Source organism: Plesiocystis pacifica SIR-1 (genome assembly GCF_000170895.1).
Lineage (GTDB): Bacteria > Myxococcota_A > Polyangia > Nannocystales > Nannocystaceae > Plesiocystis > Plesiocystis pacifica.
Genome location: NZ_ABCS01000221.1, coordinates 1 through 2,413 on the forward strand (window position 1 = coordinate 1; position 2,413 = coordinate 2,413).

At 74.8% G+C, this 2,413-nt stretch carries 2 protein-coding genes; one reads left to right on the forward strand and one right to left on the reverse strand.

Annotated elements, in window-relative coordinates:
- Positions 1–1,004, reverse strand: a 1,004-nt coding sequence (locus PPSIR1_RS41300; protein WP_006977305.1) for a serine/threonine-protein kinase, incomplete at its 3' end; no start/stop codon positions are given.
- Between the two features lie 80 nt (positions 1,005–1,084).
- Here PPSIR1_RS41300 and PPSIR1_RS41305 point away from each other — a divergent pair.
- A partial coding sequence (locus PPSIR1_RS41305; RefSeq protein ID WP_006977306.1) for a tetratricopeptide repeat protein occupies positions 1,085–2,413 on the forward strand: 1,329 nt, incomplete at its 3' end.

Below are 2,413 nucleotides of genomic sequence, written 5' to 3' on the forward strand. Positions count from 1 at the left end.
GCGTCGAGGTTGCGGCCCTGGAAGGGGCGCTGGCCGTACACGGCTTCGAACAAGGTCACGCAGTAGGCGAACTGGTCCGACTGGGCGTCGCCGCGCTCGCCCCGGAACAGCTCCGGCGCCATGTAGGGCGGCGTGCCCATGAGCGCCCCGGTGCGCGTCAGCGTGGCGACCAGCGAGGGCATGGGCGTGGCGTCCTCTTCGTCCTCGAGGTCGAGATCGCTGAGCCCCCGGGCCAGGCCAAAGTCCGCGACCTGGGCCCGCCCGGCGCGGTCGATGAGCACGTTGTCGGGCTTGAAGTCGCGGTGGATGAGCTCGGCCCGGTGAGCGGCGGCGAGGCCCTCTCCAGCGTCGGCGAACAGGTCGAGGATGGCGCTCAAGGGCCGCTCGTCGTTGGCCTTGAGCCACCCGCGCAGATCCTGGCCCTCGACGTAGGCCATGGCCACGAACAGGTTGCCGTCGTGGATCCCGGTGTCGTAGACGGCGACGACGTGGGGGTGCTCGAGCTGGGCGAGGGCCTGGGCCTCCCGGCGCAGGCGCTGGCGCATCTTGGTGTTGAGGGCCGAGTCGCCCGTGCTCCACGCGTCGCTGCGTAGGGACTTGATGGCCACGCGGCGATCGAGCTCGGGGTCGTGCGCGAGGTAGACCACGCCCATGCCGCCCTCGCCGATGCGCTGCTCGATGGTGTAGCGCCCGATCTTGTCGCCCTTGCCGGGCTGGGGCGCCGCGGGCAGGTCGAGGGAGTCGGGGCGCAGGGAGCCGAAGCGGGCCGAGTCGGGCTCGCCGCGGCCGGCCGGCGGTGGGGTCCCGTCGGGCAGCACCGTGTCGAGGAAGCCGGACACCTCCGGATCGGCGCCGCCTGGCTGGGAGTCGAGGGCCGTCGCGGCGGTGTTCTCGGAGTGCTCCCGGGATTCCTCGCCCAAGCCCCCCTCGGAGTCCATGGTCGGTGGGTGGCTCCACCCCGCGATCGTCGAGTTGTCGCGGGCCTCGGACGTGGAGGGGCCCACCCCGGACGAGGGGGCGCGAGGATCTCGATCTTGAGACGGCGAGTCGGCCATCGAGCGGACAGAGGCTACCATCTCGGGCCGTGGCGGACTTTCGTCAGCGCAAGGCCCGAGGGCGCCTCGTCGAGGCCGAGCGAGCCGTGGCCCGGGGGGCGCTCGCGGAGGCCGAGCAGGCCTTCGAGGCGGGCCTGCGCCTGGATCCGGCCGGTCCCGGAGCCCGGGGCGCCTGGGAGGCCTGGGCCGAGTGCCTCGAGGCCCAGGGCAAGCAGGTCGAGGCCGCGTGGGTGTGGGGCGAAGCGCTGACGCACTTTCCGGGAGATCCGATCCTCGAGCTGTCCCTCGCCGCCGCGCAGATCGGCGCCGGCCAGTTCGCGCCGGCCCTCGACGGCCTGGCCCGGCTGATCGACGCGTGGCCGGGCCAGCGCCCGCTCCTGGCCCACCTCGCCCGCGGGCTCCGAGACGTGCGCGCGTTCGGGGAGCTGGCGCGGATCCTCGACGCGGGGTTGGCCGGGGACTTCGCCGGCGACGCGGAGTTCGGCGCCTTGCTCGAGGCCTGCCGGGGCTGGCAGGGGCAGGGCGAGGGGGCGGTCGCCGAGCGCCCGACCATGCGCGAGCTGCTGCTCGGGCGCTACGGGGTGATCTTGCTGGGCACGGGCCACGACGACGGCTTCGCCATCCCCTGGTACGCGACCTACCTGTGCTCCAACTACGACGTGGTCGCGACCTGCGCCCGGCTGCTCGCCTGCGCCGCGCAATTCGACTGGCGCTGGGAGGCGGTGGTCGCCATCGATCGCCCGGCGCAGGTGCTGGCCGAGCTGCTCGGCCACGCCCTCGAGCGCCCGGTGCTGCGGGCCGACGCGGGCTCGGAGCTCGATCCGAGCTCGACCCTCGCCGTCGCCTCCTTCCTGGCGCCAGGGTGGACCACGGAGCTCGGGCCGGCGGGGGCGCTCGGCCGGCGCTGCGCCGAGGCGGGCAACCTGTTCGCCTTCGGGGCCCTCGACTACACCCGCCACGAGCTGCTCCCGCCCGTGCTCGGCATGGCCGCGGGGGACCGCGTGTGCCTGCCCTGGTGGCGCCTCGGGGAGGCGCGGATCGGCTTTTCCCGGTCCGGGCTCATCGACGATCTGCCCCCCGAGGTCGACGCCCGCCCGCCCGCGACCATCGCCCGCGAGTACCGCCAGCCCCTCGCCGAGTTCGAGCTCGGCCCCGGGGCCCGGATGGCGCTGCGGGACCTCCACGCCCACCGCAGCGAGCTCGGCCCGGGCCTGCGCGAGCGCAGCGACTTCGCCCGCATCCCGGCCCGGGCGCCGCGCTCTGGAGAGGACGACGCGAACTCCGAGCAGGCCCTGCTCGCGGCCCTGAGCCGGGGCAGCACGGCGGAGTTTCTCCGGGCCATCGGCGCCCTCGAGCAG